Annotated in this window: 24 protein-coding genes; 15 read left to right on the forward strand and 9 right to left on the reverse strand. The window is 58.2% G+C overall.

The genetic code is table 11. From position 1 onward, the window contains the following. Positions 1–63: 63 nt before the first annotated feature. Both cspE and pagP read right to left on the reverse strand, forming a co-directional pair. Entirely contained in the window at positions 64–273 is a 210-nt protein-coding gene (gene cspE, locus LGL98_RS18015) for a transcription antiterminator/RNA stability regulator CspE (protein ID WP_002439184.1), read from the reverse strand. Positions 274–467: 194 nt separating this feature from the next. Next, positions 468–986, reverse strand: coding sequence for a lipid IV(A) palmitoyltransferase PagP (pagP, locus tag LGL98_RS18020; RefSeq protein WP_281083099.1), 519 nt, complete (start codon positions 984–986; stop codon positions 468–470). A gap of 338 nt (positions 987–1,324) precedes the next feature. Here pagP and dcuC point away from each other — a divergent pair, with 338 nt between their 5' ends. The 4 genes from dcuC (at position 1,325) to uspG (ending at position 4,795) form a co-directional block, all read left to right on the forward strand. Then, complete coding sequence (gene dcuC, locus LGL98_RS18025; RefSeq protein WP_136030782.1) at positions 1,325–2,698, forward strand: anaerobic C4-dicarboxylate transporter DcuC; 1,374 nt, start codon at positions 1,325–1,327, stop codon at positions 2,696–2,698. A 92-nt stretch (positions 2,699–2,790) separates the two neighbouring features. Further along, positions 2,791–3,588 carry a ribonuclease I gene (gene rna, locus LGL98_RS18030; protein ID WP_136030780.1) on the forward strand — a complete coding sequence of 266 codons (798 nt, stop codon included), beginning with the start codon at positions 2,791–2,793 and terminating at the stop codon, positions 3,586–3,588. Positions 3,589–3,766: 178 nt separating this feature from the next. Continuing rightward, positions 3,767–4,177, forward strand: coding sequence for a nucleoside diphosphate kinase regulator (gene rnk / locus LGL98_RS18035; protein ID WP_136030778.1), 411 nt, complete (start codon positions 3,767–3,769; stop codon positions 4,175–4,177). 189 nt (positions 4,178–4,366) lie between these two features. Further along, positions 4,367–4,795 (forward strand): universal stress protein UspG, encoded by a 429-nt coding sequence (uspG, locus tag LGL98_RS18040; RefSeq protein ID WP_002894401.1) that lies wholly within the window; start codon positions 4,367–4,369, stop codon positions 4,793–4,795. Between the two features lie 75 nt (positions 4,796–4,870). On the opposite strand, the gene ahpF is transcribed toward uspG, so the two are convergent. Together ahpF and ahpC are read right to left on the reverse strand one after the other, a co-directional pair. Next, entirely contained in the window at positions 4,871–6,436 is a 1,566-nt protein-coding gene (gene ahpF, locus LGL98_RS18045; protein WP_136030776.1) for an alkyl hydroperoxide reductase subunit F, read from the reverse strand. Between the two features lie 185 nt (positions 6,437–6,621). Then, positions 6,622–7,185: an alkyl hydroperoxide reductase subunit C gene (ahpC, locus tag LGL98_RS18050; protein WP_002894394.1), complete on the reverse strand. Its 564-nt coding sequence runs from the start codon at positions 7,183–7,185 to the stop codon at positions 6,622–6,624. Between the two features lie 411 nt (positions 7,186–7,596). Here ahpC and dsbG point away from each other — a divergent pair, with 411 nt between their 5' ends. The 4 genes from dsbG (at position 7,597) to LGL98_RS18070 (ending at position 11,405) form a co-directional block, all read left to right on the forward strand. Continuing rightward, positions 7,597–8,346, forward strand: a complete 750-nt coding sequence (dsbG, locus tag LGL98_RS18055) for a thiol:disulfide interchange protein DsbG (protein WP_226651764.1) — start codon at positions 7,597–7,599, stop codon at positions 8,344–8,346. 178 nt (positions 8,347–8,524) lie between these two features. After that, positions 8,525–9,457, forward strand: a complete 933-nt coding sequence (citR, locus tag LGL98_RS18060; protein WP_136030772.1) for a DNA-binding transcriptional repressor CitR — start codon at positions 8,525–8,527, stop codon at positions 9,455–9,457. A 113-nt stretch (positions 9,458–9,570) separates the two neighbouring features. Further along, positions 9,571–10,794, forward strand: coding sequence for a phosphoadenosine phosphosulfate reductase (locus LGL98_RS18065; RefSeq protein WP_136030770.1), 1,224 nt, complete (start codon positions 9,571–9,573; stop codon positions 10,792–10,794). Continuing rightward, positions 10,779–11,405, forward strand: a complete 627-nt coding sequence (locus LGL98_RS18070) for an IbrB-like domain-containing protein (RefSeq protein WP_136030768.1) — start codon at positions 10,779–10,781, stop codon at positions 11,403–11,405. The genes LGL98_RS18065 and LGL98_RS18070 overlap by 16 nt, the downstream gene beginning before the upstream one ends. Here the strand turns inward: LGL98_RS18070 and LGL98_RS18075 are convergent, their stop codons facing one another. Further along, positions 11,406–12,551, reverse strand: a complete 1,146-nt coding sequence (locus LGL98_RS18075; protein WP_168435267.1) for a pyridoxal phosphate-dependent aminotransferase — start codon at positions 12,549–12,551, stop codon at positions 11,406–11,408. It lies immediately after the preceding gene. Positions 12,552–12,692: 141 nt separating this feature from the next. On the opposite strand from LGL98_RS18075, the gene mtnC reads away from it, so the two are divergent. After that, positions 12,693–13,382, forward strand: coding sequence for an acireductone synthase (gene mtnC, locus LGL98_RS18080; protein WP_136030765.1), 690 nt, complete (start codon positions 12,693–12,695; stop codon positions 13,380–13,382). Continuing rightward, positions 13,379–13,921, forward strand: coding sequence for a 1,2-dihydroxy-3-keto-5-methylthiopentene dioxygenase (locus LGL98_RS18085; RefSeq protein WP_136030763.1), 543 nt, complete (start codon positions 13,379–13,381; stop codon positions 13,919–13,921). The genes mtnC and LGL98_RS18085 overlap by 4 nt, the downstream gene beginning before the upstream one ends. 107 nt (positions 13,922–14,028) lie before the next feature. On the opposite strand, the gene LGL98_RS18090 is transcribed toward LGL98_RS18085, so the two are convergent. Continuing rightward, positions 14,029–16,338: a molybdopterin-dependent oxidoreductase gene (locus LGL98_RS18090; protein ID WP_136030762.1), complete on the reverse strand. Its 2,310-nt coding sequence runs from the start codon at positions 16,336–16,338 to the stop codon at positions 14,029–14,031. Between the two features lie 408 nt (positions 16,339–16,746). Between LGL98_RS18090 and LGL98_RS18095 the strand changes: the two genes are divergently transcribed. Genes LGL98_RS18095 through LGL98_RS18115 form a run of 5 tightly spaced genes read left to right on the forward strand, consistent with a single transcriptional unit; the run spans position 16,747 to position 22,214 of the window. Further along, entirely contained in the window at positions 16,747–17,727 is a 981-nt protein-coding gene (locus tag LGL98_RS18095; protein WP_025714586.1) for a sugar ABC transporter substrate-binding protein, read from the forward strand. Positions 17,728–17,771: 44 nt separating this feature from the next. Then, positions 17,772–19,274, forward strand: a complete 1,503-nt coding sequence (locus tag LGL98_RS18100) for a sugar ABC transporter ATP-binding protein (protein WP_168435266.1) — start codon at positions 17,772–17,774, stop codon at positions 19,272–19,274. After that, positions 19,271–20,260 (forward strand): ABC transporter permease, encoded by a 990-nt coding sequence (locus LGL98_RS18105; RefSeq protein WP_136030759.1) that lies wholly within the window; start codon positions 19,271–19,273, stop codon positions 20,258–20,260. The genes LGL98_RS18100 and LGL98_RS18105 overlap by 4 nt, the downstream gene beginning before the upstream one ends. Next, positions 20,257–21,261 (forward strand): ABC transporter permease, encoded by a 1,005-nt coding sequence (locus LGL98_RS18110; RefSeq protein ID WP_087652848.1) that lies wholly within the window; start codon positions 20,257–20,259, stop codon positions 21,259–21,261. Before LGL98_RS18105 ends, LGL98_RS18110 begins: the two co-directional genes overlap by 4 nt. Before the next feature lie 11 nt (positions 21,262–21,272). Next, complete coding sequence (locus LGL98_RS18115) at positions 21,273–22,214, forward strand: carbohydrate kinase family protein (protein ID WP_136030757.1); 942 nt, start codon at positions 21,273–21,275, stop codon at positions 22,212–22,214. 42 nt (positions 22,215–22,256) lie between these two features. Here the strand turns inward: LGL98_RS18115 and LGL98_RS18120 are convergent, their stop codons facing one another. The 3 genes from LGL98_RS18120 to LGL98_RS18130 are packed head-to-tail and all read right to left on the reverse strand — an operon-like array spanning position 22,257 to position 25,399. Beyond that, positions 22,257–23,285 (reverse strand): 2-hydroxyacid dehydrogenase, encoded by a 1,029-nt coding sequence (locus tag LGL98_RS18120; RefSeq protein WP_136030754.1) that lies wholly within the window; start codon positions 23,283–23,285, stop codon positions 22,257–22,259. Then, complete coding sequence (locus tag LGL98_RS18125) at positions 23,282–24,778, reverse strand: FGGY-family carbohydrate kinase (RefSeq protein ID WP_136030752.1); 1,497 nt, start codon at positions 24,776–24,778, stop codon at positions 23,282–23,284. Before LGL98_RS18125 ends, LGL98_RS18120 begins: the two co-directional genes overlap by 4 nt. Before the next feature lie 12 nt (positions 24,779–24,790). Further along, on the reverse strand, positions 24,791–25,399 hold the full coding sequence (locus tag LGL98_RS18130) for a methylthioribulose 1-phosphate dehydratase (RefSeq protein ID WP_136030751.1): 609 nt from the start codon (positions 25,397–25,399) through the stop codon (positions 24,791–24,793). Between the last annotated feature and the right edge of the window lie 139 nt (positions 25,400–25,538).

Below are 25,538 nucleotides of genomic sequence, written 5' to 3' on the forward strand. Positions count from 1 at the left end.
CGCGGCAAGCAGGCAAAAAAAAACCCGCTAATAGCGGGTTTTTATATTCTGCTGACGCGTTGCTTACAGAGCGATGACGTTTGCAGCAGAAGGGCCTTTGGCACCGTTAGTGATTTCGAACTCTACGCGCTGACCTTCAGCCAGAGTTTTGAAACCGTTGGACTGGATTGCAGAGAAGTGTACGAATACATCTTTGCTGCCATCTTCCGGAGTAATGAAACCGAATCCTTTGGACTCATTAAACCACTTAACGTTACCTTTAATCTTAGACATCAAAATTACCTTTATATGAAAAATCGACACTAATGCTGTGTCGGGTATCAGTACACCAATTGTGGTACCTTTTGTCCAGTGCAACTTTGCTAAAAAGTGATAAAAGTCGCTATCTTTTTTAGTGGGTAACGCTTTAGTCCTTGTTTTTCAACAAGACGCGCCACTTATCTCATTTATTGCTAAGACTTAGCGAATTAAAACTGAATACGCGCCCAGGCGAAGTAAACGTTACCGTTATTGTAGGTGCCAGGAATATAGGTCATCTGGAACGTTGCCGGGCCGTAACCTATTGACGCTAATGGCAAGATCACCGGGATCGGGATGTAGTCCCAGTTATCGCGCGCCGTCACGCCGAGGGTATAGCCAAGACCAAGGCGGAAGTTCTGGTCGGTCAGCGGGCGCCAGGTTTTCTCCCAACCATAGCCGCCGATAGGCTCCCACTTATTAAAAGAGTCTTTGAACGCCATCAGGTACAGGCCGTGCCAGTTCCCTTTCTCATCCCAGCGCGAGACGCCGAAACCCGCCCCCCACGGACGTTCGTTATACTTATCGGTCTTTTCCTTATCATAGGCAAAGCGCGCGTGCCAGGTGATGGCTGGAACGTACAGATCATAGTGCTCCGGCGCATTCCACGTCTGTGCCACGTTATTACTTAAGGTTTGGTAACCTTCGCTAAGGGTCGATGAAAACGACGCGCTGGCGTTTCCGGACACCAATAACCATCCTAAAAAACCAAGAGAAAACAATGATAAACGACGTAGCATCAACACTTTTCTATTACCAGTTTCATTTAAAAGTCATCTAAAATAGCAAAGATAGACTCAATACAGGCTGAACGAAATAAGGCAAACTCCTGATTTTCACCCGATGTCTATCAGCGCTTCTTAACTATCCATCTGGTGATTATATCCAGCGCGATGGCGTAAGCGTAGTTCTTAGCGCTTTATTGATTTGCATCAGCGAGTTTCGTCGCTTTTTTCGGCACATTCGCACACTAAAATTTGGTGCAACGCTTTTTTATCTACATATTCTTTGGGCTTAGGGGTTATAAATGCTGACGTTTGTTGAGATCCTGATTGGGATTGTGGTCATTGTGGGCGTTGCCCGCTATATCATTAAGGGCTATTCGGCCACCGGGGTACTGTTCGTCGGAGGGCTAATCTTATTGATTGTCAGCGCCCTGCTGGGACATAAAGTCCTCCCGAGCAATACCGACAGCACCGGTTATTCTGCCACCGATATTATTGAATACATTAAGATTCTACTCATGAGCCGCGGCGGCGATCTGGGTATGATGATTATGATGCTGTGCGGTTTCGCCACCTATATGACCCACATTGGCGCCAATGATATGGTGGTAAAATTAGCATCAAAGCCACTGCGCTATATTAATTCGCCCTACCTGTTGATGATTGCCGCCTATTTTGTCGCCTGCCTGATGTCGCTCGCGGTATCTTCAGCCACCGGCCTTGGCGTGCTGCTAATGGCAACGCTGTTTCCGGTGATGGTGAACGTCGGCATCAGCCGCGGGGCGGCGGCAGCCATTTGCGCCTCACCGGCGGCGATTATCCTCTCGCCCACCTCTGGCGATGTTGTACTGGCGGCCAAAGCCGCTGAAATGCCGCTGATCGACTTTGCCTTCAAAACCACGCTGCCGATCTCCATCGCGGCCATTATCTGCATGGCGATCGCCCACTTCTTCTGGCAGCGTTACCTGGATAAAAAAGAGAACATTTCCCACGAAATGCTCGACGTCAACGAGATCACCACCACCGCCCCGGCGCTGTATGCCATCCTGCCATTTACCCCGATTATCGGCGTGCTGATCTTTGACGGCAAATGGGGGCCGGAACTGCACATTATTACCATTCTCGTCGGCTGCATGCTGCTGGCGGCGCTCCTCGAGTTCCTGCGCGGGTTTAACACCAAAAATGTCTTTAGCGGGCTGGAAGTTGCCTACCGTGGCATGGCCGACGCCTTCGCCGGCGTAGTGATGCTGCTGGTTGCCGCGGGCGTCTTTGCCCAGGGGTTAAGCACTATCGGCTTTATTAACGGTCTGATCTCGATCGCCACCTCCTTCGGCTCGGCCAGCATTATTCTGATGCTGGTGCTGGTGATCCTGACCATGCTGGCGGCCATGACCACCGGCTCCGGCAATGCCCCGTTCTATGCTTTTGTTGAAATGATCCCCAAGCTGGCCCACTCCTCCGGCATCAACCCGGCTTACCTGTCGATTCCGATGCTGCAGGCCTCTAACCTCGGCCGTACGATATCGCCGGTCTCTGGCGTGGTGGTCGCCGTTGCCGGGATGGCAAAGATTTCACCGTTCGAAGTGGTCAAGCGCACTTCCGTGCCGGTGCTCGTTGGCCTGCTGGTGGTGATCGTTGCTACTGAAATCCTGGTACCGGGCAGCGCGCTCCGCTAATGGTCTAACCAGGTGAAAAGGCGCCATCAGGCGCCTTTTTTATGCTTTAATAACTCCCCGTTATCTTTTGCCATCCACAATCAGGAATAACCATGTTCAGGAAGGATTTCGCCGCGCTTGCCCTGGTGCTTACCGCCACTCAGGCCGGCGCTGAACCGCTCACCGCGACGCGATACGCTGATTTTGACCGCTATGTCCTTGCCCTCTCCTGGCAAACCGGATTCTGTCAGAGCATGTATGACCGCAATCGCAACGAACCGGAAGAGTGTCGCCTGCAGCAGGAGACCGCGAATAAAGCCGACTTTCTGACCGTGCATGGCCTGTGGCCCGGGCTGCCAAAGTCCATCGCCGCGCGCGGAGTGGATGAACGTCGCTGGATGCGCTACGGCTGCGCCACGCGTCCGGTGCCTAACATGCCGGAAGTAAAAGCGAACCGCAAATGCCAGGCGGCGGAGACCGGGCTATCGCTGGAGATGGCTAATAAGCTCAATAGCGTGATGCCGGGCTCAGGCGGTACCTCCTGCCTGGAGCGTTACGAGTACGCCAAACATGGCGTCTGCTTCGGCTTTGATCCCGACAGCTATTTTGGCACCATGGTGCGCCTGAATGGGGAAATTAAGCGCAGCCCGGTAGGCGATTTCCTCGCGAAGCACTATGGTCAGACCGTCAGCCGCGCCGACTTCGACGCCGCCGTGGCCCGCGCCTGGGGTCCGCAAAGCGTGAAAGCGTTTAAATTAACCTGTAACGGTAATCCGGCCTATCTGACCGAGATGCAAATCTCCCTCAACGCCGCCACCATCAACGCCCCGCTGGCCACCTCCGCTTTTCTACCGCAGCCTCACCCGGGTAACTGTGGAAGCCAGTTTATCCTCGATAAGGTGGGCCAGTAGCGTAAAGCGACGTCCTGAGCAGAAAACGCCGTCCGCCGGGTGGCGTTACACGCTGAATGTGCGTTTCATCACTTCAAACTGCCGACAACTCTCAGTATGATGGTAGGACCTTAACCCTTGCCCCTTTCGGCGAGGGTTTTCTTTTACGGACAGGTTCCTGGATAACATGGAGTATGCAATGACCAGACCCGCAATCATCATTAACGAACTGGATGCCGAACGTATCGACAGGCTGCTGGAGCAGCCGGCCTTCGCCAACTCGCCGGTTGCCGATGCCCTGAATGACGAACTCGACCGCGCGCAAATGTTGGCGCCGGAAGCAATGCCCCATGATGTCGTCACCATGAACAGTACGGTAAAATTCCGCGATTTAACCAGCGGCGAAGAGCGTGTGCGCACGCTGGTGTTTCCGACGCAGGTGACCGACAGCGCCAACCAGCTCTCCGTCCTCGCGCCGGTGGGCGCCGCGCTGCTGGGTCTCAAGGTTGGCAGCACCATTCACTGGGAGCTGCCTGGCGGCGCATCAACGCACCTGGAAGTGCTGGAGCTACTTTACCAACCGGAAGCCGCTGGCGAATTCCACCGTTAATCCCCGCTGCCTGAGGCGTTTCACGCTTTACTCAGAGGATGTCTGCACATCCTCTTTCTGCTGTTTCTTTCCCCACTTACCCTTTTTTACGCTTTCCGCTCGTCCGACTGACAGTTTTGCGACCTGAATGACACAATATCCGCATATAATATGTTGATATAGAGGCAAAATGAACAAGGAGGATTGCATATGTATAAGACTATCATTATGCCCGTTGATGTCTTTGAGATGGCGCTGAGCGACAAGGCCGTCCGACATGCGGAGTTTCTGGCTCAGCAGGATGGAGTGATCCATCTGCTGCATGTATTACCCGGTTCAGCGAGCTTTACCATGAGCCGCTTTACTGCCGACCTGCGGCGGTTTGAGGAACATCTGCAGCATGAAGCAGAAACCCGTCTGCAAACGATGGTCAGCCACTTCAGTATTGATCCCTCTCGTATCAAGCTACATGTGCGTTTCGGCAGCGTTCGCGATATGGTGAATGAGCTGGCCAGTGAAATTAATGCCGATGTGGTGGTGATTGGCTCGCGCAACCCGTCTATCAGCACCCATCTGCTCGGCTCTAACGCCTCAAGCGTAATTCGCCATGCCCATATCCCGGTGATGGTTGTCAGATAAGCGCGAGGAACAGGTAACAAAAAAGAGGCTACCCCAGGGTAGCCTCTTTGTTATGCAGGTCTATTGTCTGACTTGTTATGCGGTTTTCGTGCGGATCAGGTAGTCGAAGGCGCTCAGCGACGCTTTTGCCCCTTCACCTGCCGCGATAATAATCTGTTTATACGGCACGGTGGTGCAATCGCCAGCGGCGAACACGCCTTTGACGTTGGTTTCGCACTTCGCATCGATGATGATCTCACCCATGCGATTACGCTCAACGGCGCCTTCCAGCCAGGTGGTGTTAGGCAGCAGACCAATCTGGACGAAGATCCCCGCCAGCGCGACATGATGCTCATCGCCGCTCACCCGATCACGATACTGCAGGCCGGTGACTTTGCTGCCATCGCCTTTCACTTCTGTGGTCTGCGCATTGAGAATGATATCGACATTCTTCAGGCTGCGAACTTTATCCTGCAGCACCTGGTCGGCTTTCATCTCTGGAGCAAACTCCAGCAGGGTCACATGCTCTACGACGCCCGCCAGGTCGATGGCGGCTTCCACGCCGGAGTTCCCGCCGCCGATTACCGCTACGCGTTTGCCCTTAAACAGCGGACCATCGCAGTGAGGGCAGTAGGTCACGCCCTTGGTGCGATACTGATCTTCGCCCGGCACGTTCATATTGCGCCATTTCGCCCCGGTGGCGATGATGACGCTACGCGCCTTCAGCACCGCGCCGGAGGCGGTTTCGATCTGATGCAGGCCGCCCTCTGTCGCCGCCGGCGTCAGTTTGGTCGCACTCTGGGAGTCGATCACATCGACGTTATAGTCATTGACGTGCGCTTTCAGCGCGCCTGCCAGCTTCTGGCCTTCAGTTTTCGGCACCGAAATATAGTTTTCGATATCCACGGTATCCAGCACCTGACCGCCGAAGCGTTCGCCCATCAGGCCGGTACGAATCCCTTTACGTGCAGAGTAGACCGCCGCCGCCGCGCCGGACGGGCCGGAGCCAACGATCAGTACATCGTAAGCGTCACGCTGATTCAGCTCTTCCGCTGCGCGTTTTTCCGCACCAGTATCCACTTTGGCGACGATTTCCGTCAGCGTCATCCGTCCCTGACCAAACTCCTGACCGTTCATGAACACCGCTGGCACGCCCATGACGTTACGCTCGGTGATCTCATTCTGGAAGGTCCCGCCGTCAATCGCCGTGTGTTTGATGCGCGGGTTGAGCACCGCCATCAGGTTCAGGGCCTGGACCACGTCCGGGCAGTTATGACAGGAGAGCGAATAGTAGGTTTCGAATTCGAAATCGCCATCAATATCGCGGATCTGCTCCAGCAGCGACTGGGTCTCTTTCGACGGATGACCGCCGGTCCACAGCAGCGCCAGCACCAGCGAGGTAAACTCGTGGCCCAGCGGAGAGCCGGCGAAGCGCGGGCCCTGGTCGGAACCGGGATTGGTAATTAAGAAAGACGGCTTACGTACCGCCAGCGTGTTGTCTTCTTTAAAAGTGACTTTATCTGACAGTTCAGCGATTTCAGCCAACAGTTCCTTGATCTCTGCCGATTTAGCGCTGTCATCCAGCGTGGCAATCAGCTCAACAGGCTTGGTCAGCTTCTCAAGATAGGCCTTGAGCTGGGTTTTCATGTTGGTGTCGAGCATTGTTATCTCCTGGGCTTAAAACATCATCATGCAAGCGGCCTCGTCGGCAGCCTGAATGCGCTTGCATCATGGTGTTGGAATAAAATGGGCGCGAAAGCGCCCATTGATTGCCGGGTGGCACGCCGTTTACCCGGCCTACGATCTTGTAGGCCCGTGCAACGTAGCGCCGCCGGGCACAAACAGACTTAGATCTTACCAACCAGATCTAAAGAAGGAGCCAGCGTCGCTTCGCCTTCTTTCCATTTCGCCGGGCACACTTCGCCTGGGTGGGAAGCGACGTACTGCGCTGCTTTGATTTTACGCAGCAGGTCAGACGCATCACGGCCGATACCTTCAGCGGTAACTTCGATCGCCTGGATGATACCCTGCGGGTCAACGACGAAGGTAGCGCGGTCAGCCAGACCTTCATCTTCACGCATGTTGTCGAAGTTACGGGTCAGGGCGCCAGTCGGGTCGCCGATCATCGCATATTTGATTTTGGCGATGGTTTCAGAGCTGCTGTGCCACGCTTTGTGGGTGAAGTGGGTATCGGTAGACACAGAGTAAACGTCTACGCCCAGCTTCTGCAGTTCTTCGTAATGGTCAGCCACGTCGCCCAGTTCAGTCGGGCAGACGAAGGTAAAGTCAGCCGGATAGAAGAAGAAGACGCTCCAGCGGCCTTCGGTGTCTTTCTCGGTGACTTCGATGAATTCACCATTTTTGAATGCCTGGTTTTTGAACGGTTTGATTTTGGTGTTAATTAAGGACATCTATACTTCCTCCGTGTTTTCGTTGAGGTCTAAGTTAACGAATTTTTCCTGACCCGACCAATGCGTTTACATTATCGAATCAATAAGCGTTATCTAACAACCGGAACAAGACAACTCTGTGAACCTGTCGACGCGTTCAGCGCTAATCGCTGTTTTTCGCATCATTTGCCGCGACAAAAGTAAAAAGGCCACCTTTTCAGGCGGCCCCGTTACCTGAAATACCCGAAGGTAGGTTCAGCGCCAGTCAGACTGGCTATGTGTTGCGCTCTACATTACCTTAATGTAACAGCATCCAGGATTACATCACCCACGCCAGGAAAGGGCAATCCGTCATTCTGCTGATCTTGCCTATGACTGTGATAGGTTCGGCAATCGTTTTGCCTTTTCCTGCTGATTTTACAAGGAATACGCATGTTAAAACGTCTGCTGTTACTGAGCTTTCTGCCTTTATGTAGTTATGCGCAAGAGCTGCCCGCTCCGGTAAAAGCAATAGAAAAACAGGGCATTACCATCATAAAGCCCTTTGACGCTCCGGGAGGAATGAAAGGCTGGCTGGGTAAATATCAGGATATGGGGGTCGCCATCTACCTAACACCCGACGGTAAACACGCGATCTCCGGCTATATGTATGATGAGAACGGCAGTAACCTCAGCGAGCAGCTGTTTCAAAAAGAACTCTATACCCCGGCGGGACAAGAGATGTGGAAGAAGATGGCCAGCGCCCACTGGCTGCAGGATGGCCACAAGGACGCTCCCATTGTGCTGTATGTCTTTGCCGATCCCTTCTGTCCCTACTGCAAGCAGTTCTGGCAGCAATCCCGCCCCTGGGTAGAGGCCGGTAAAGTGCAGATCCGCACTCTGCTGGTGGGGGTGATCAAGCCGGAGAGCCCGGCCACCGCCGCGGCGATTCTCGCCAGCAACGATCCGGCGAAAACCTGGCATGATTACGAGCAATCGAATGGGAAAATGGCTCTGACGATCCCGAAAGCAATTCCGCCGGAGAAAATGAAAATGCTCAACGTCAATCAGCAGCTGATGGACGATCTGGGAGCCAACGTCACACCGGCTATTTACTATATGAATAAAGAAAATATGCTCCAGCAGGTCGTGGGGCTACCGGATGAAGAAAAGCTGCATATTATGATGGGTGAACCAGAGTAATCCGATTGCATTATGGCGCCAGATAATAGCAACCGCTGGCGCCACTCGCGCAAATACGTTATATTTAGCAGAACTTAACGTTATTTGCCGACAAGTAAATTCATATCGCAAATATTAAGCCACTCAACATTCTCATTAAGAATATTAAAATCTTCGCTGATAACACAGGACTGCGTTAATGGCAAATCTTTACGATCTGAAAAAGTTCGATTTGAATTTATTGGTTATTTTTGAGTGTATCTATCAACATTTAAGCATCAGCAAAGCGGCAGCGATGTTATTTATCACCCCATCAGCAGTGAGTCAATCGCTACAGCGCCTTCGCCAGCAGTTAGACGATCCGTTATTTGTTCGCGTCGGTAAAGGCATGACCCCCACTACCGCCTGCGTGAATCTGCATTATCATTTGCAACAAAACCTCGAACAGCTGGAAAAAACGATTAATCTCAATAACCGCTCCGAATTACGTAAACGCATCGTCATCTATGGCCCGCCGCTGTTCTGTTCAGTCAACAGCCATTTTATGATTAATCAGCTCTGTCATCAGGCGAACTTGCAGATTGAGCACCATAATCTCACTTCCACGGAATCCGCTGAGGAATTACTGGCCTACCGCCAGGCGGACCTGGTGTTCACCCGAATGCCCATCAACAACCGCGCCACCGTCTGCCAGCCCTATCAGACGGTGCAGACCCTGGCAGTGTGTCGGGCAGACCATCCGCGGCGGGAGCAGCTCACCTCGGTTGATGCGCTGGCGAAGGAGTTTTTCACCCATTATATTACCAACGATCCCGTTATTCAGCGCGTGCAGCAAAGCAGCACGTCGTGGCTCAATCCGCGTAATATTGCTTTTCGCAGCGACTCATTTATGACCATTCTTAACATGATCAATAAAACCGACTTAATTGGCTTCTTACCCTCTTATTTATTCGATTTTATTTCTCCAGCCATGCAGCTTCACGCCATCAATATAGCCGAGCTCTTTCCGGATATCACGATATATATTAACTATCATCAATCATCGACACAAAATCATTTTTTATCTGAATTAATATCCATCTTAATGAATGACAGAGATGCATCACTCCCTCAACTTAATAACAGCGAGTAACTGTTCCGTTTATTTTTCGCGACCGGTCAGAATGCAGGTCGACCATTAATTTCGTAGTCCTCATCGTTTATACTAAACAAACGGGAAACTCTACTATTAAAGGATTAATGGTTATGTCCTTCATCAAATATCCCTTACCGGAATCGGTGCTGCAGGCAACTGAGCAGCGCATCCAATGGGTCATGGATAATTTTTCACGCATCTGCGTGTCTTTCTCTGGGGGAAAAGACTCCACCGTTATGCTGCATTTAACCGCGCAGGCGGCGCGGTTACAGGGGAAAAAAATCTGCGTGTTGTTTATCGACTGGGAAGCGCAGTTCTCCTGCACCATTGCCCATTGTGAAAAACTACGCACCTTGTATCAGGATGTTATCGAAGCCTTTTACTGGGTCGCTCTGCCGCTCACCACCCAAAATGCCCTGACGCAGTATAAACCGCAATGGCAATGCTGGGAGCCAGGGGCCAACTGGGTCCGCCAGCCGCCGCCCTGGGCCATTACCCATCCGGGCTATTTTCCGTTTTATCAACCGGGAATGAGCTTTGAGGCCTTTGTCAGCCACTTTGCTGAGTGGTTTTCACAGCGGCGCCCTGCCGCTGTGCTGGTGGGCATTCGTGCCGACGAGTCACTGAATCGCTTTATGACCATCTCTTCGCAGCGTAAACAGCGCTTCGCCGATGATAAACCGTGGACCACCTCGGCGCCGGGCGGCCACGCCTGGTACATCTACCCGCTCTATGACTGGAAAACGGCCGATATCTGGACCTGGTTTGCGAAAAGTGGGCAGACTTATAACCCACTGTACGATCTGATGTATCAGGCTGGGGTGCCGCTGCGCTATATGCGCATTTGTGAACCCTTTGGTCCCGAGCAGCGCCAGGGGCTGTGGCTGTATCACGTGCTGGAGCCTGAGCGCTGGGCCGCGATGTGCCAGCGGGTGAGCGGCGCGCACAGCGGCGGCGTCTATGCCGGGCATGATAATCAGTTCTACGGTCATCGGAAAATCGACAAGCCCGATCACCTGACGTGGAAAAGCTACGCCCTGTTCCTGCTCGACAGCATGCCGGAAACCACCGCCGAGCACTACCGCAATAAAATCGCCGTCTATCTGCGCTGGTATCAGAAAAAAGGCATGGAAGATATTCCCGATACCCAACCTGCGGACATTGGCACCAAAGATATCCCATCCTGGCGGCGAGTCTGCAAAGTACTGCTCAATAACGACTACTGGTGCCGTCAGCTCTCGTTTAGCCCAACCAAAAGCAGCCATTATCAGCGCTACCGTAAACGCATGGAAAAACATCGCCAACAATGGGGGATATTATGCAACAACAACTGACGCAGGCGCTGGAAGCTTACCTGCAAACGCTGGATGACGAGGCGCGCATCGAGGCAATTAATGCGTTTCGCCAGGTGCTCCACCACCACAGCCCCTTCCGCGCCCAGCCCGTTGACTGCGTGCTATGGGTAAAACAGGAGCAAGTCATCCCCAACGACTACAACCCGAATAACGTGGCGCCACCGGAAAAACGCCTTTTACAAACCTCACTGGAAGCCGACGGTTTTACCCAGCCGGTCGTCGTCATCCAGCAAAGCCCACAGGCGTATACGATTGTCGACGGCTTTCACCGTCATGAGCTGGCCTGCAGCAAAGCGGCGCTGAAAAAAACGCTGAAAGGTTATCTGCCAGTGACCTGCCTGACGAGTGAAGCCGGCTCGCGTGATGGGCTGATGGCAGCGACCATACGCCATAACCGGGCACGCGGGCGCCACCAAATCCACGCCATGTCGGAGATTGTCCGCGAGCTGACCCAGCTTGGCTGGACGCCGCAGAAAATCGGCAAAGAGCTGGGGATGGATGCCGATGAGGTATTACGCCTGAAGCAAATTAGCGGTCTCACGGAGATGTTCGCTGGCCGCCAGTTCTCCCAGGCGTGGACGATTAAGTGACTACAGCTGACACAAACGCGTCGCCGCAGCCAACAGAGTCGCCGGCTGTTTGGCGAAGCACAAGCGGATCAGCTTGTGCGGGAACGGAGCGGCGCAGAAGACGGAGAGCGGGATCGCCGCCACGCCGATCTCAGTGGTCAGCCAGCGACAGAAACTGACATCGTCAAGATCGGAGATGGCGCTGTAGTCCGCCAACAGGAAATAGGTCCCTTCACAGGGCAGGATTTCCAGCCGGCTTGGGCGCAGCGCCTCGATAAACAGATCGCGACGTTCCCGATAAAACGCCGGCAGCTTACGATAGTGCTCTGGCGCTTCGCGCAGCATGTCGGCGATAGCCAGCTGTGCCGGGGTATTCACCGAGAAGGTCAGATACTGGTGCACCTTGCGCAGTTCGGCGCTGATGGCCGCCGGGGCCACGCAGTAGCCGACCTTCCAGCCAGTCATATGAAAGGTTTTGCCAAACGAAGAGACCGCCACCGCCCGCTCGCGCAGCTGCGGATGCGCCAGCACGCTGGCGTGGCCGCCCTCAGCAAAGCAGATATGCTCATAGACTTCATCGCTCAGGACATAGATCTCGCGTTCGGCGATCGCCTGCCACAGGGCGGCAAAATCCTCGCGTTGCCAGACGGTGGCCGAGGGGTTGTGCGGGGTGTTGAGGATCACCAGACGGGTTTTATCGCTCAGGGCGGCGGCAAATTGCTGCCAGTCGACGCGAAAATGCGGCGGCTGCAGCGCAATGCGGCGTAACTCGCCGCCGGCCAGCGCCACCGCGGGGGCGTAGCTGTCATAGCTGGGATCGAAACAGATCACCTCGTCGCCGCGGCGTACCAGGGCGGTGATCGCCGCGTACAGGGCCTCCGTTGCGCCGGCGGTGACCGTGATATCGCTGTTAACGTCGGGCTGGTAACCATACAGCTCCGCCGTCTTCCCGGCGATCGCCTCGCGCAGCGCCGGCACGCCGGTCATCGGGGCATACTGATTCGCCCCCTGCGCCACATGGTAGGCCAGACGCTCCTGAAGATAGCGCGGGCCGTCAAAATCGGGAAAGCCCTGAGACAAGTTAATGGCCTGATGCTGCTGAGCCAGGGCGCTCATCTGGGTAAAAATCGTGGTGCCGAGCGCAGGGAGTTTACTCTCTGGAATCAAGGAGTTGTTGCTCATTCTTTTTGTACCGATTGTAATGCTGTTGTTGAAGCCACTATAACACGATGTTAATATTTGGCAATCAAGACGCTTAGACGTCTAAATGCTAATGTTATTCCACGCTACGCCCACTCTGGAGAAACCATGATCCGCGCCATCGTGACCGACATAGAAGGCACCACCAGCGATATCCGCTTCGTGCATAACGTGCTGTTCCCCTACGCCCGCGAACGACTGGCCGGCTTTGTGACCGCTCAGCAGCACGCTGAACCGGTCAAAACCATTCTCGACAACCTGCGCCGCGAGACAGACGCCCCGGCCGCCAGCACCGCCGACCTTATCACTACCCTCTTCGCCTTTATGGACGAAGACCGTAAATCCACGGCGCTGAAGGCGCTGCAGGGGATCATCTGGCGCGACGGCTACCTCAACGGCGACTTTACCGGTCATCTCTACCCGGACGTACTGCCGGCGCTGGAGAAATGGAAAGCGCAGGGTATTGATCTGTATGTATATTCCTCAGGCTCCGTGGCTGCGCAGAAATTATTATTTGGCTACAGCGATGAAGGTGATATTACTCATCTGTTCACGGGCTATTTCGATACCCTGGTAGGCGCCAAACGTGAGGTGCAGTCCTACCGTAACATTGCTGAACACCTGGGCCTCGCGCCCGGGGCCATCCTGTTCCTGTCGGACATCCATCAGGAACTTGATGCCGCCGAGGCCGCGGGTTTGCGCACTGTGCAGCTGGTACGCGGCGACCGCGACCCGGCAAGCCATCACCCTCAGGTTCAGCGTTTTGACGACATTCATCCGGAGCAGATCCCAGCATGAGCGCATTAACTCTTTTTTCCGTGACCGATCCGCAAACGCCGGTCTGGCACAGCACCGACGCCAAAGCGATTCAGGATCAACTTAACGCCAAAGGCGTCCGCTTCGAGCGCTGGCAGGCCGACCGCGATCTCGGCGCAAACCCCAGCGCAGAAACGGTGATTGCCGCTTATCAGCATGCGATTGATAAACTGGTCGCCGAAAAGGGCTACCAGAGCTGGGACGTCATCAGTCTGCGCGCCGATAACCCGCAGAAAGCGGCGCTGCGGGAAAAATTCCTGAACGAGCACACCCATGGCGAAGACGAGGTCCGGTTTTTTGTCGAGGGCGCTGGCCTGTTCTGCCTGCACATTGGCGACGAGGTGTTCCAGGTGCTGTGCGAAAAGAACGATCTGATTTCGGTTCCCGCCCACACTCCGCACTGGTTTGATATGGGTTCAGAACCGAACTTCACCGCCATTCGCATTTTTGATAACCCGGAAGGCTGGATCGCCCAGTTTACCGGCGACGATATCGCCAGCGCCTATCCGCGGCTGGCGTAACGTCCACCTGTCATCAGTCTTAAACCACGAGGCGCGGGCTTTGCCGGAGGCGGCGCATACCGCGCCTTCTCCCGGCTACCCGCCCCGCCGCCGGCGAGCGCCAACACCTAAACTTCAATAAATTTCGGCGGATCAAAGGCAGTGATCGGCGGCAGCTCCTCTCGCCATGGGGCGATCTCCACCCAACAGCTCTGAGCGCTACAGCCCTGCCCGAGGCGCGAACTGCCGCGATCCTCGGTTAACACGTTGGGATTACCGTGCTTATCGAGCGATCCTTTTTCATTGGGATCCAGCGGGTCATACCAGGCGCCAGTGGACATCTGTACCACCCCCGGCAAAATCTGCTCGCTCAGGTGCACGCCCGCCAGAATTGCCCCACGGTCGTTATAGACCTTCACCACGCTACCTTCGGCGATATCCCTTGCCTGCGCATCGCTCGGATGCATCCACAGCGGCTCGCGTCCCTGAATTTTCGTCGCCCGGCTGACGCTGCCGTGGTCGTACTGACTGTGCAGGCGGGCGCGCGGCTGGCTGGAGAGCAGATGAAGCGGCCAGCGCGCCGCCTCCTGCCGCTGGCGGGCGGCCTCCTGTTCATCCCACCACGGATGGCCAGGGCATTCGCGATAGCCAAACCCGGCGACGGTGGCGGAAAAGAGTTCAATCTTGCCGGAGGGCGTGGAGAGCGGATAGCGCTCAGGATCGGCGCGAAAATCGGCGAGAAAAATTTGCGGCCGCTCCGGCGCGCTGTACTCCAGCACCCCTTGCTGCCAGAAATCATCGAACGAGGGCAGCGCAATACCCTCCTCCTGCGCCCGCGGTCTTGACTCCTCATAGAGATGACGCAGCCACTGCCCGGCGTCCCGCCCCTCGCTGAACGCTTCGCCGAATCCCAGCCGATCGGCGAGATCGCAGAAAATAGCGTAATCGTCACGCGCCTCCCCCACCGGCGGGATCTGCGCGCTCATGGCGATCATAAACCCGTCGTGACCGCCGCTTCCGATATCCTCTCGCTCCAGCGAGGTGGTGGCTGGCAGAACGATATCGGAGAATTTGGCCTGCGCGGTCCAGTACTGCTCATGCACCACCACCGTCTCCGGGCGGCGCCAGGCCTCGCACAGTCGGTTGAGATCCTGATGATGATGAAACGCATTGCCTCCCGCCCAGTAGACTAAACGGATATCGGGATAGCGCCGCTGCTGACCGTCGAACTCATAGGTTTCTCCCGGCTGCAGCAGCATATCGGACAGCCGCGCCACCGGGATAACGCTGTCCACCGCATTCTCCCCGGCGGGTAAGCGTGGGCCGGAAAACGCTTTTCGCACCGCGCCCGCCAGGTTAGTGCAGGCGTAGCCAAACCCGAGGCCGCCGCCCGGCGTGCCGATCTGTCCCAGCAGTGCGGTCAGGGCCACCGTCGCCCAGTAGGCCTGCTCCCCTTGACGGGCGCGCTGGATAGACCATGAGATATTCACCATCGTCCGGTGGCGGGCCATCTCCCGCGCCAGGTCGGCGATGCGCTGGGCGTCCAGGCCGGTAATCGCCGCCGCCCACGCCGGGGTTTTCGCTACGCCGTCGTGCTCGCCCAACAGATAAGCGCGATAGGGGGCAAACCCGACGGTATGGCTGGCGATAAACGCCTGGTCGTAGAGAGACTCAGCGATCAGTACATAGCTCAGCGCCAGCAGCAGTGCGGTATCGGTGCCTGGCCGAATGGCCAGCCACTCGGCGTCGGGCACCGCGCTGAGGTCATTGCGTACCGGACTGATATTGATAAATCGCGCGCCGTTGGCCTGCATCTTATCCAGCCAGTACTGGAGCATATGGTCATTGGCGCCGCCGCCGTTGACCTGGGCATTGCGCAGCGGCAGTCCGCCGATGGCGACAAACAGCTGACACTCCCGCGCCAGCTCGGAAAAATGGGTATGCTGACGGTGCAGCGGGCTCAGCGGCCCGAGAATATGCGGCAGAATACGCTCGCCCGCGGCGCTGCTATAGGTATTGGTGCTGGCGGTATACCCGCCAAAGCCCTTGAGAAACCGGTGCAGCTGGCTCTGCGCATGATGAAAGCGTCCAGCGCTGGCCCAGCCGTAGGAGCCGCCGTAGATCGCCTCATTGCCGCAGCGCGCCTTGACCGAGCGCAGCTCGCGCGCCAGCAGGTCCAGCGCCACCTCCCAGCTGACTTCGACAAAGGGCTCCTTGCCTCGCCCTTCTCGTGACGCCGGCCCCTGCTGCAGATAGCCGGCGCGCACCGCCGGACGGCGAATGCGCGTTTGGCTGGTCACCGCGTCGGGTAGCGACTGGCCGATGCGTGACGGATTTTTATCCCAGGGCACCGGCTTAACCGCCACGATCTCGCCCTCACGGCTCTCCACCTGCCAGGTTCCCCAGTGCATCACCGTATAATTATGCTGTTTCTTCATAGCGCCCGCGTTCTTCTCAGCTTAAGGTTCGTTAAAATAAAGCGGGGAAATAGGGTAATAATCCTTACCCGGCCAGACATTGCTCTGCTAAAAAAAGCTTTAGCCCGCGCAATCTTCTTTTTTTCTCTGTAGACGCCATATTTCCCATGCACTCACAATATTAAGAAAATTGTCTTTATCCGCTAAATAAACACGGAACAAGCCAAAAATAAAACCACAAAATAAAAATGGCTATTCGGCATCATGAAATATTTTCAGGTTCTTCATGACAAAATAAAGTTTTTCTCTGGCGTTTCCGCGATATAACATTCCCGGTATAACTTAGACTTATTTTGTATTTGAGGTGGCGAGGTGCTTCTTGTCATGCTACCGGTCCGCAACCACCTTCATCACAGGATCATAATAACAATGTCGCAGAAGAGAAAATTATTGCCTGCCGCGCTGGGACTGCTTTCCCTTGCCTCGCTGAGCGTCACTGCCGCAGACGCCCTCTCCTTACAGGGAAAAACCATTGGCGTTGCCGTTGTCGGCACTCAGCATTTCTGGGATCGCGAGGCCTTTAAAGGCGCGACAGAGGAAGTGGAGAAACTGGGGGGCAAAGTCATTGGCGTCGATGGCGGTCGCGATAATCAGGTGCATGCCAATAATCACGATATTTTACTGTCACGCAAGGTGGACGCGGTAATTAGTATTCTCGGCGATAGTGCCGTCGAACCAAAATTTAAAGCATTGCGTGATGCCGGTATCCCGGTATTTACCGTAGATCACGTTTCTCAATATTCGGTCAACAATACCACTTCCGATAACTACACCTTAGGCTCAACCATCGGCCGCTATATGGCAGATGAATTAGGCGGCAAAGGCAACGTCGCCGTATTTAACGCATTCTCCAGTGCGCTGCGTATTTGCGGAATTCGTTACGATCAGTGGAAATATGTCCTTAAGGATTACCCGGATATTCATATTATCCAGCCTGAGCTCGCGGAACAGTTCGCCAACTCGCCGGAAGACGCGCGCAAGAAAACCCTCGAATTACTCAGCCAGTATCCGAAAGGCAAACTGGACGCCATCCATGTCGCCTGCTGGGATCAACCGGCCATCGGCATCGTCCAGGCGCTGGAAGAGACTGGTCGCGATAAAGACGTGAAAGTGACGGCCATCGACGCCGGTCCGGAGACCCTGGAGATCATGGCGGAGCCCGGCAGTCCGTTCGTGGCGAACGTCGCGCAGCAGCCGCATCTGATCGGCCAGACCTCCGCCGACAACGTGGCCCGCTACTTTGCCGGCCAGAAACTGCCGGTGCAAACCTTTATCCCGGTGGTCCCGGTGAAAGGTCCGCAGGAGGCGAAAGCGGTGTATAAACAGTTGGGATACGGCGAACTGCAGTGATAAATCAACACCCTGGCGGGGAGCGCCCCGCCGCGGGTCTGGTCATGGACCAGATCGGCAAACGTTTTGCCAGCGTTACCGCGCTTAATGCGGTAACCCTGCGCCTCAATCCCGGGGAAATTCATGGCCTGATTGGCGAGAACGGCGCCGGTAAATCGACGCTGATCAAGATCCTCGCCGGCGTCTATCAGGCCGACAGCGGCAGCGCCACCCTCGACGGTCGCCCGCTGCCCCTCGGTAATCCAGCAGCCATCGAAGCCGCCGGCATCCGCGTTATCCACCAGGAGCTGAATCTGATCCCGCACTTTACCGTCGCGGAATCGGTGTTTCTGGGCCAGGAATATCGCACCCGCTGGGGGGCGCTGGATCGCCGACGGATGAAGGCCGCCACGGCGCAATTTTTCCAGCAAAACTGGCAGCTGGCGATCGATCCCGACCGCCTGGTGCGCGACCTGAGCCTGGCCGAGCGCAAGCTGGTACAGATTGCCCGCGCGCTGATCGACGGCGCGGCGCGGCTGGTGGTGTTCGACGAACCCACCGCGCCTCTGGAGGCGCAGGAGGCCAGTCTGGTCTCCTCCGCCATCCTTCGCCTGCGCGACCAGGGCATTGCCATTCTGTATATTTCCCACTACCTCAATGAGATAGCCACTCTCTGCGACCGCGGCACCGTGCTGCGTAACGGGGAAGTGGTCGGTTACCCGGACCGCGACCTGCTGCAGAATACCGAGGCGTTGATCGCCATGATGGTCGGCCGGGAAATCGACCAGCTGTATACTCCGCGCCAGCATCCGGCGGCAGACAACGGGGCGCCCCCCCTGCTCTCGGTGCGCCAGCTGAGCGACGGGCGACAGCTGCAGGATCTTTCTTTTGATATTCAGCCGGGGGAAATCGTCGGCGTCGCCGGCCTGCTGGGCGCCGGACGCGATGTGCTGGTCGACTTACTCTACGGCTTACGCCCGGCGGAACGCGGCACCATCCACCTCGACGGCCAACCACGGCGCATTCGTACGCCAAAGCAGGCGATCCGCGCCGGCATGGCGCTGGTCCCGCGCGACCGCCGCCATCAGGGGCTGATCCTGCCCTTCACCACCGCCGACAATATTAATCTCGCCTCACTGCCGGAGACCGCCACCTTTGGCTGGGAGCGGCGGGGTCTCGCCGAGCAGAAAGCGCGCGACTGGATAGAACAGCTGGCGATCCGCCCGGGACGCCCGGGGCTGCCGGTACGCTACATGAGCGGCGGCAACCAGCAAAAAGCGATCCTCGCCCGCTGGCTGGGGACCGATGCCCGGCTGTTTATTCTCGATGAACCCACCCTGGGGGTCGATATCGGCGCCCGCCGGGATATTTATCAACGCACGCGCCAGCTGGCCGATAAAGGACGGGCGGTGCTGGTTTCCTCCAGCGACGCCCCCGAACTGCTCGGACTATGCGACCGGATCCTGGTCCTCTGGCGCGGCGCGCTGGCGGCCAATCTGCCCACCCGCGGGCTAACGCTGGACGCCCTACTGGTGGCGATCAACGGCGGACAGGAGCCTTCACCATGAGTACCGCTATCCAGCGTCGCGGCCGTCCGGGCCTGGCGACGCTGATTGAAAAATTCCCCCTGATTCTGTTTCTGGCGCTGCTGGTGTGGCTGAGCGTGCAGTCGCCCTACTTCCTCAGCTGGCAAAATATCAGCCTGATGCTGGTCCAGAGCGTTCCGCTGGCGATCCTCTGTTTTGGTCTGGTCTGCGTTATCGCCGTGGGCGGGGATGACGTGGTCTCCGGCGGCATCGACCTCTCCCTGCCGGCGACGGCGGTGCTCGGCGTCGCGCTGCTCAGCCTCGGGCTGGCCGAATGGCACACGCCGTATCTCCTGCTGCTGGCGCTGCTGGCGGCGGTTTGTCTGCTGTGCGGGGCGATCAACGGCTCGCTGGTGCTGGCGGCCGGCCTGCCGCCGCTGCTGGCCACCCTCTCGACCTCGGTGGCGTTTACCGGCCTGACAGACCTGCTGACCGGCCAGCGGCGCATCGCGGTCAGCGATCCGCTGATGGTCGCCTTTCGCGATAACAGCGTGCTGGGCCTGCCCTGGCCGCTGATTTACCTGCTGGGGGTATTTATCCTGTTCCAGTTCCTGCTCCACCACTCCCGCTTCGGCCAGCATGTGCAGGCGGTGGGCGGCAATCGCGATATGGCGCAGATGAGCGGCCTGAACGTGCGCCGCTTGACCCTGCAGGTCTGGCTGTTAGCAGGTATCGCCGCCGGGCTGGCTATTCTGCCGCTGCTCAGCCAGGGCTCCGGCAGCTCCAGCGGGACGGCCACGCCGCTGCTGCTGGAGACCGTGCTGGCGACCTTTATCGGCGCCGCCTTCTCGCGCCGTCGGGTGGTCACCATCTGGGGCGCACTGCTGGGGGCGATTCTGGTCAACGCCCTCTCTAACGGGCTCGGTCTGCTGGGGGTCAATATCTTCTGGATGGGCGCCATTAAAGGCGGCTTGATCCTGGTGGTGCTGGCGGCATCGGCGGTCAGACACAAAGGAGGCGAGGCATGAGCCAAATCACCCTGAAAACCCCTGCGCCGGCAGAACCGACGGCCAGCAGCCCGCTGGCCTGGCTGTCGCGGGCCGGATTTGGCGTCATCACCCTGCTGGCCATCGCCCTGTTTGGCTGGGCGAATCCGGTATTTTTAACCGTGGATAACTGGGCCAACCTGCTGCAGGGCAGCGCGATCCTGCTGATTGTGGCGATGGCGATGACCCTGATCGTCAGCGCCGGGGCGATTGATCTGTCGGTGGGCGTCGCGCTCGATTTCGGCGCCGCCTTCGCCCTCGTCGCCCTGAAAACCTGGCATCTGCCGTGGCAGGCCGCGGTGGGCTGCGCCCTGCTTGGCGGGGTGCTGATTGGCCTGCTCAATGCCTTTCTGATCCTCATCTGCCGGATCCGTCCCTTCCTCGCCACGCTCGGCACCTGGTTTATCGCCAGCAGCGCCGAGCGCATCTATACCGACGGCGGCGGCGCGATAGCCTATCGGCGGATGGCGCCGGAGTATCACGACCTGGCGGTGGGCAACCTTGGTGGGATCCCCACGCCGGTGGTGATTGTGCTGGCGCTGTGGCTGGTGGCCTGGCTGGTCACCGAGCGCACCCTGTGGGGCAAATATGTCCGCGCCATCGGCCAGAACAGCGAAGCGGCGCGTATCGCCGGGATCCGCGATCGCCTGACCATGCTCGGCGTGCTGGTGGCCGCCTCGGCGCTCTGCGCCGTCGGCGGGGTGATCCTCTCCGCCAACCTGCGGCAGTTTACCCCACTGGCCGGGCAGTCTTATCTGATGGACGCCATTGCGGCGGTGTTTATCGGCACCGCCTTTAACCGTCTGGGCCGGGTCAGCATCCTCGGCACCCTCGGCGGCGTGCTGTTCCTTGCCATTATTGATAATGGCCTGAACCTGATGGGGCTCAATTATCTGGTGAAGGACGCGCTGGTCGGCGTGATACTGGTGGTGGCCCTCGCCCTTTCCTTCTGGCAGGCGCGCCTGCGCCAAACGCATCGCTAAACGGGAGAACGATGGCAACCTTTGACGCCGTGTTTGTCGGCCTGACTATTCTGGATATCGCCGGGCGCCCGGTGGTGGCGATCCCGCCGCGCGGCGGCGTCGCCTTTATTGAGCAAATTCGCCTCAACCCCGCCGGCACCGCCGCCGGGGCCAATATTAACGCCGCGAAGCTGGGGATCCGCACCGCAGCGGTGGCCTGCCTGGGCGAAGATGAAAAGGCCGACTTTATCCTCGCCAGCTATGCCCGGCTGGGCATCGACTGCTCGCTTATCCAGCGCACCGCGCTGAAGGAGACCTCGGCGACGATCCTGCCGATTCGCCCCAACGGCGAGCGTCCGGCTCTACACTGCCGGGGCGCATCCGACGCCCTGTTCGTCAGTGAAGCGGAATTTGACGCCATCCTCGACTGTCGTTTCCTCCATCACGGCGGGACCGGGCTGCTGGCGGCAATGGATCAGGGACAGAGCGCGCGGCTGTTGCAGGCGGCCAAAGCGCGCGGAGTCACCACCAGCTTTGACCTTATCGCCCCGAATGAAGACACCCTCGAACTACTGCGGCCCCTGTTGCCGTCGGTGGATTATTTCATGCCTTCGCTGGAGGAAGCCGCCTTTCTCTCCGGAGAGACGCAGCCGGAGGCCATCGGCCGCTTCTTCCTGGCGCTCGGCGTGGGCACCTGCATTCTGAAAGACGGCGAGAACGGCTCCTGGCTTATCGGCCGCGATGGCGCACTGGAGCATATTGCGCCGTGGCCGGTCGAGGCGGTGGATACCACCGGCTGCGGCGACAGCTACTGCGGCGGGTTTATTGCCGCGCTGGCGCGCGGACTCAGCGTGAAAGCAGCGTGTGACGTCGCCTCAGCGGTGGCCGCGCTGGTGGCGACCGGGATGGGATCGGATGCCGGGGTGGTGGACTGGGAACAGACCCAGGCTTTTATGGCGGCGCATCGCCCCTGACGATGGACCCGCGCCGCTGCAGAACGCGGCGGCGCAAGCGGCTTAACGCCACTGGTACAGCAGCGGCTCCCCGGCGACATAGCGCTCAAGATCGGCGGCAATCATCGCCGTGTGTTTGGCGATACTCTCCCGGGTGGCTCCGGCGATATGCGGTGTGATGATCACATTATCGAACTCAGTGACAAAAGGATGATCGCGCCACAGCGGTTCGCGGTGATAGACATCCAGCGCCGCGCCGCCCAGCGGGCCATGGCGCAGGGCATCAATCAGCGCTGTTTCGTCGACCACCGCCGCGCGAGAGGTATTGATCAGTAGCGCGCCGGGCTTCATGCTGTTTAACAGCGCCGCATTCACCAGCCCGTCGCTGTGCGGCCCGCTGCTCAGATGCAGGCTGACGATATCCGCCTCGCGGAACAGCGCCTCCAGAGTCGTTTTCTGTAGCCCTGGCTCATTGATATCCTCTGCGGCGACGAACGGATCCACCACTAACACCGCCATGCCGAACGCCCGGGCGATACGCGCCACCCGGCGGCCAATGTTGCCATACCCCACCAGCCCCAGCGTTTTATTGCGCAGTTCACTGCCCTTAAACACTTCATACGGGCTTTCCGGGCTCACATCCCAGACCACATCCCGCCGCAGGCCCTGCCGGGTGGCGGCGGCGGCATTGTCAGCCTGCGTGAATTCCCCCCGCTTCAGCGCCGCATGGGATTGCGGAATATGGCGCGCCAGGCTGAGCATCAGGCCAAACGTCAGCTCCGCGGCGGCATCGGCATTGCGCCCCGGGGTATAGAGCACCCGGATGCCGCGCGCCTGCGCGGCCTGGGTATCAATATTCACCGGATTCGCCCGGGTGCAGGCGATTACCTGCAGGCGCGGACAGGCGGCCATTACCGCGTCCGTCACCTCATCATAGCTGGTCACCAGCACCTCGGCGTCGTGGGCCAGCTCAATCAGCTGACCGGCGCTGAGTTTCGGTTTGCCCAGCGCCCATCCCTCCACCAGCAGCTCGCCCAGCTGGTGGAAGGCGCTAAGGTCGCCAGCATGCTCGGCGGTAAAAACGATTTTCATGGTTGTAGGTCCTGAGAAAGAGGTTGAAGGGCGGCCTGCCTGGCCTGCCATACCGGCAGCATCTGCTCACGCAGCAGGCGGTAAACGGGATACAGCGCCGCGTAGCGGGCATGCGCCTGAGGGCGCGGCTGATAGCGGGTCTGCGCCAGCGGAGGCGTCTCGGCCAGCGCCGCGACGCTGCGGGCCGCCAGAATCGCCGCGCCGCGCGCGCTCAGTTCATTAAAGGCGCTGGAGACCACCGTACGCCCGGTACAGTCAGCGATAATCTGCAGCCAGGTGGCCGAGGCTGCGCCGCCGCCGGTCAGATACAGCTCGCCGCCCTGCGGATAACCCTGCAGCGCATCGACAATGGCGAAGGCCAGGCCTTCAAACACCGCGCGCTGCAGCTCGGCGCGGGTGGTGTGCGGGCTAATGCCGAAAAAGCCGGCCCGCGCGTCGGGGCTGTAAAACGGCGCGCGTTCGCCATTGAGGTACGGCTGCCAGAAAACGCCACCGCTGCCTGGCTCCACCTCCGCGATCGCCTGCTCCAGGCGCCCCAGATCGGCGTCCAGCGAAATATGCTGCTGCAGCCAGTCAATGTTTGGCGTACCGGCCTGCATCGGAAACAGGGAGATCACTTGCCCGGCTTCGGTATGGGTGACAAAGCGCGTCGCCTCGTTCACCGTCTGCGGGCCGCGGCAGACAATCCCGGTGCAGCAGGTAGTGCCGAGGATCGTGTAGATATCCCCTTCGTTGACCGCGCCGCAGCCCAGCGCGGCGCTACAGACATCCAGCGCCCCGGCAGCCACCGGCGTCGCGGCGGGCAGCCCGGTCAGCGCCGCCACCGCGTCGCTCAGCGTGCCGGCCGGGGCATCCGGGGCCAGCAGCGGGGGAAACAGCGGCAGCAGTTCGTCCAGCCCCATCTCGTTCATTACCACCGAGGACCAGCTGCCTGTCTGCTGGTTAAGTAACGAGCTGCTGGCGTCCGTCAGCTCCAGCGCCGCCACGCCGGTCAGGCGAAAGCGGATCCAGTCCTTGGCGAAAAACAGATAGCGCGCGGCCGCCAGTCGCGCCGGCTGATAGTGTTTCAGCCAGTACAGCTGCAGGCTGGTATTGCAGGGCTGCAGATGGGTGCCGGTATCGGCGAAATAGCGGCGGTCGAAGCCGGGTCGGCGCAGCAGGTCGCTCATCAGCTCGTGGCTGCGGGTATCGCTCCACAGGATCCCCGGGCCCACCGGTTCGCCCTGCTCATCGCTGAGCCAGACCCCCTCCCCTTGCCCGGCGAGGCCGATAGCCCGCAGCCGCCCCGCCTGCAGCGCCGGGTGGCGGGCAATCTGGCGCAGAATAGCCAGCACCGAATGCCACAGCTGGGTCATATCCTGTTCCGCGTAGCCATTGGCCGACAGGCGGGGTGAGGTGTTTTCCGCGGCGCTGGCGCAGGCGGTGAAATGCTGATCAAACAGCACCGCTTTCACCCGCGAGGTGCCAATATCGATACCAAGATAAAAATCCATACCTGCTCCGGCTCAGGGCTCGTAGCGGCGGCGCATCAGCTCGCACTCGAACAGGAACTCCAGCCCCTCCAGTTGCCGGCGGGCCTCCTGAATATCTTTCCCCCAGCAGGTCAGGCCGTGGCCGCGCAGCAGAAAGCCGTAGCGCAGCGGGCGGGTTTGCGCATAATCGGCAATCCGCGCCGCCAGGGCGTCAATATCCTGATCATTATCAAAGATGGCGACCGGAACGCTATCGAGATGGCTGTGCTGCCCGCTGAGGGTTTTCTGCATTTCATACCCCTGCAGCGCCAGCGTGTCGCTTGTTTCGATACGCGACAGCACGGTGGCGTTGACGGTGTGCACATGCAGCACCACGTTGGCTTCCGGGAACAGGCGATACACCAGGGTGTGCAGGCCGGTCTCCGCCGACGGCTTCCGTCCGGAAGGCGCCTGGTTGGTGGCGATCTCAACCTGCAAAAAATCCTCGGTTGTCAGGCTGCCTTTATCGCGGCCCGACTCGCTTAGCCAGCACCAGGTATCATCCTGACGCACCGACATATTGCCGCCGGTCGCCGGCGCCCAGCCTTTCGCGCCGATCCAATGACAGGTGGTGACCAGTTGCGCGAGTCTTTCTTGCCACATAGCAGTTCCTTAGGTTAGCGATGATTTGTTTAGCCGTCTAAATGGCTATTTATCCGATACTAACACCGCAAACCGGAGGGGACAATATTTCAGGAAACACACATAAGACAAATGGTTATATCATAAATGAATATTAAAT

This window comes from Klebsiella africana (assembly GCF_020526085.1).
GTDB classification, from domain to species: domain Bacteria; phylum Pseudomonadota; class Gammaproteobacteria; order Enterobacterales; family Enterobacteriaceae; genus Klebsiella; species Klebsiella africana.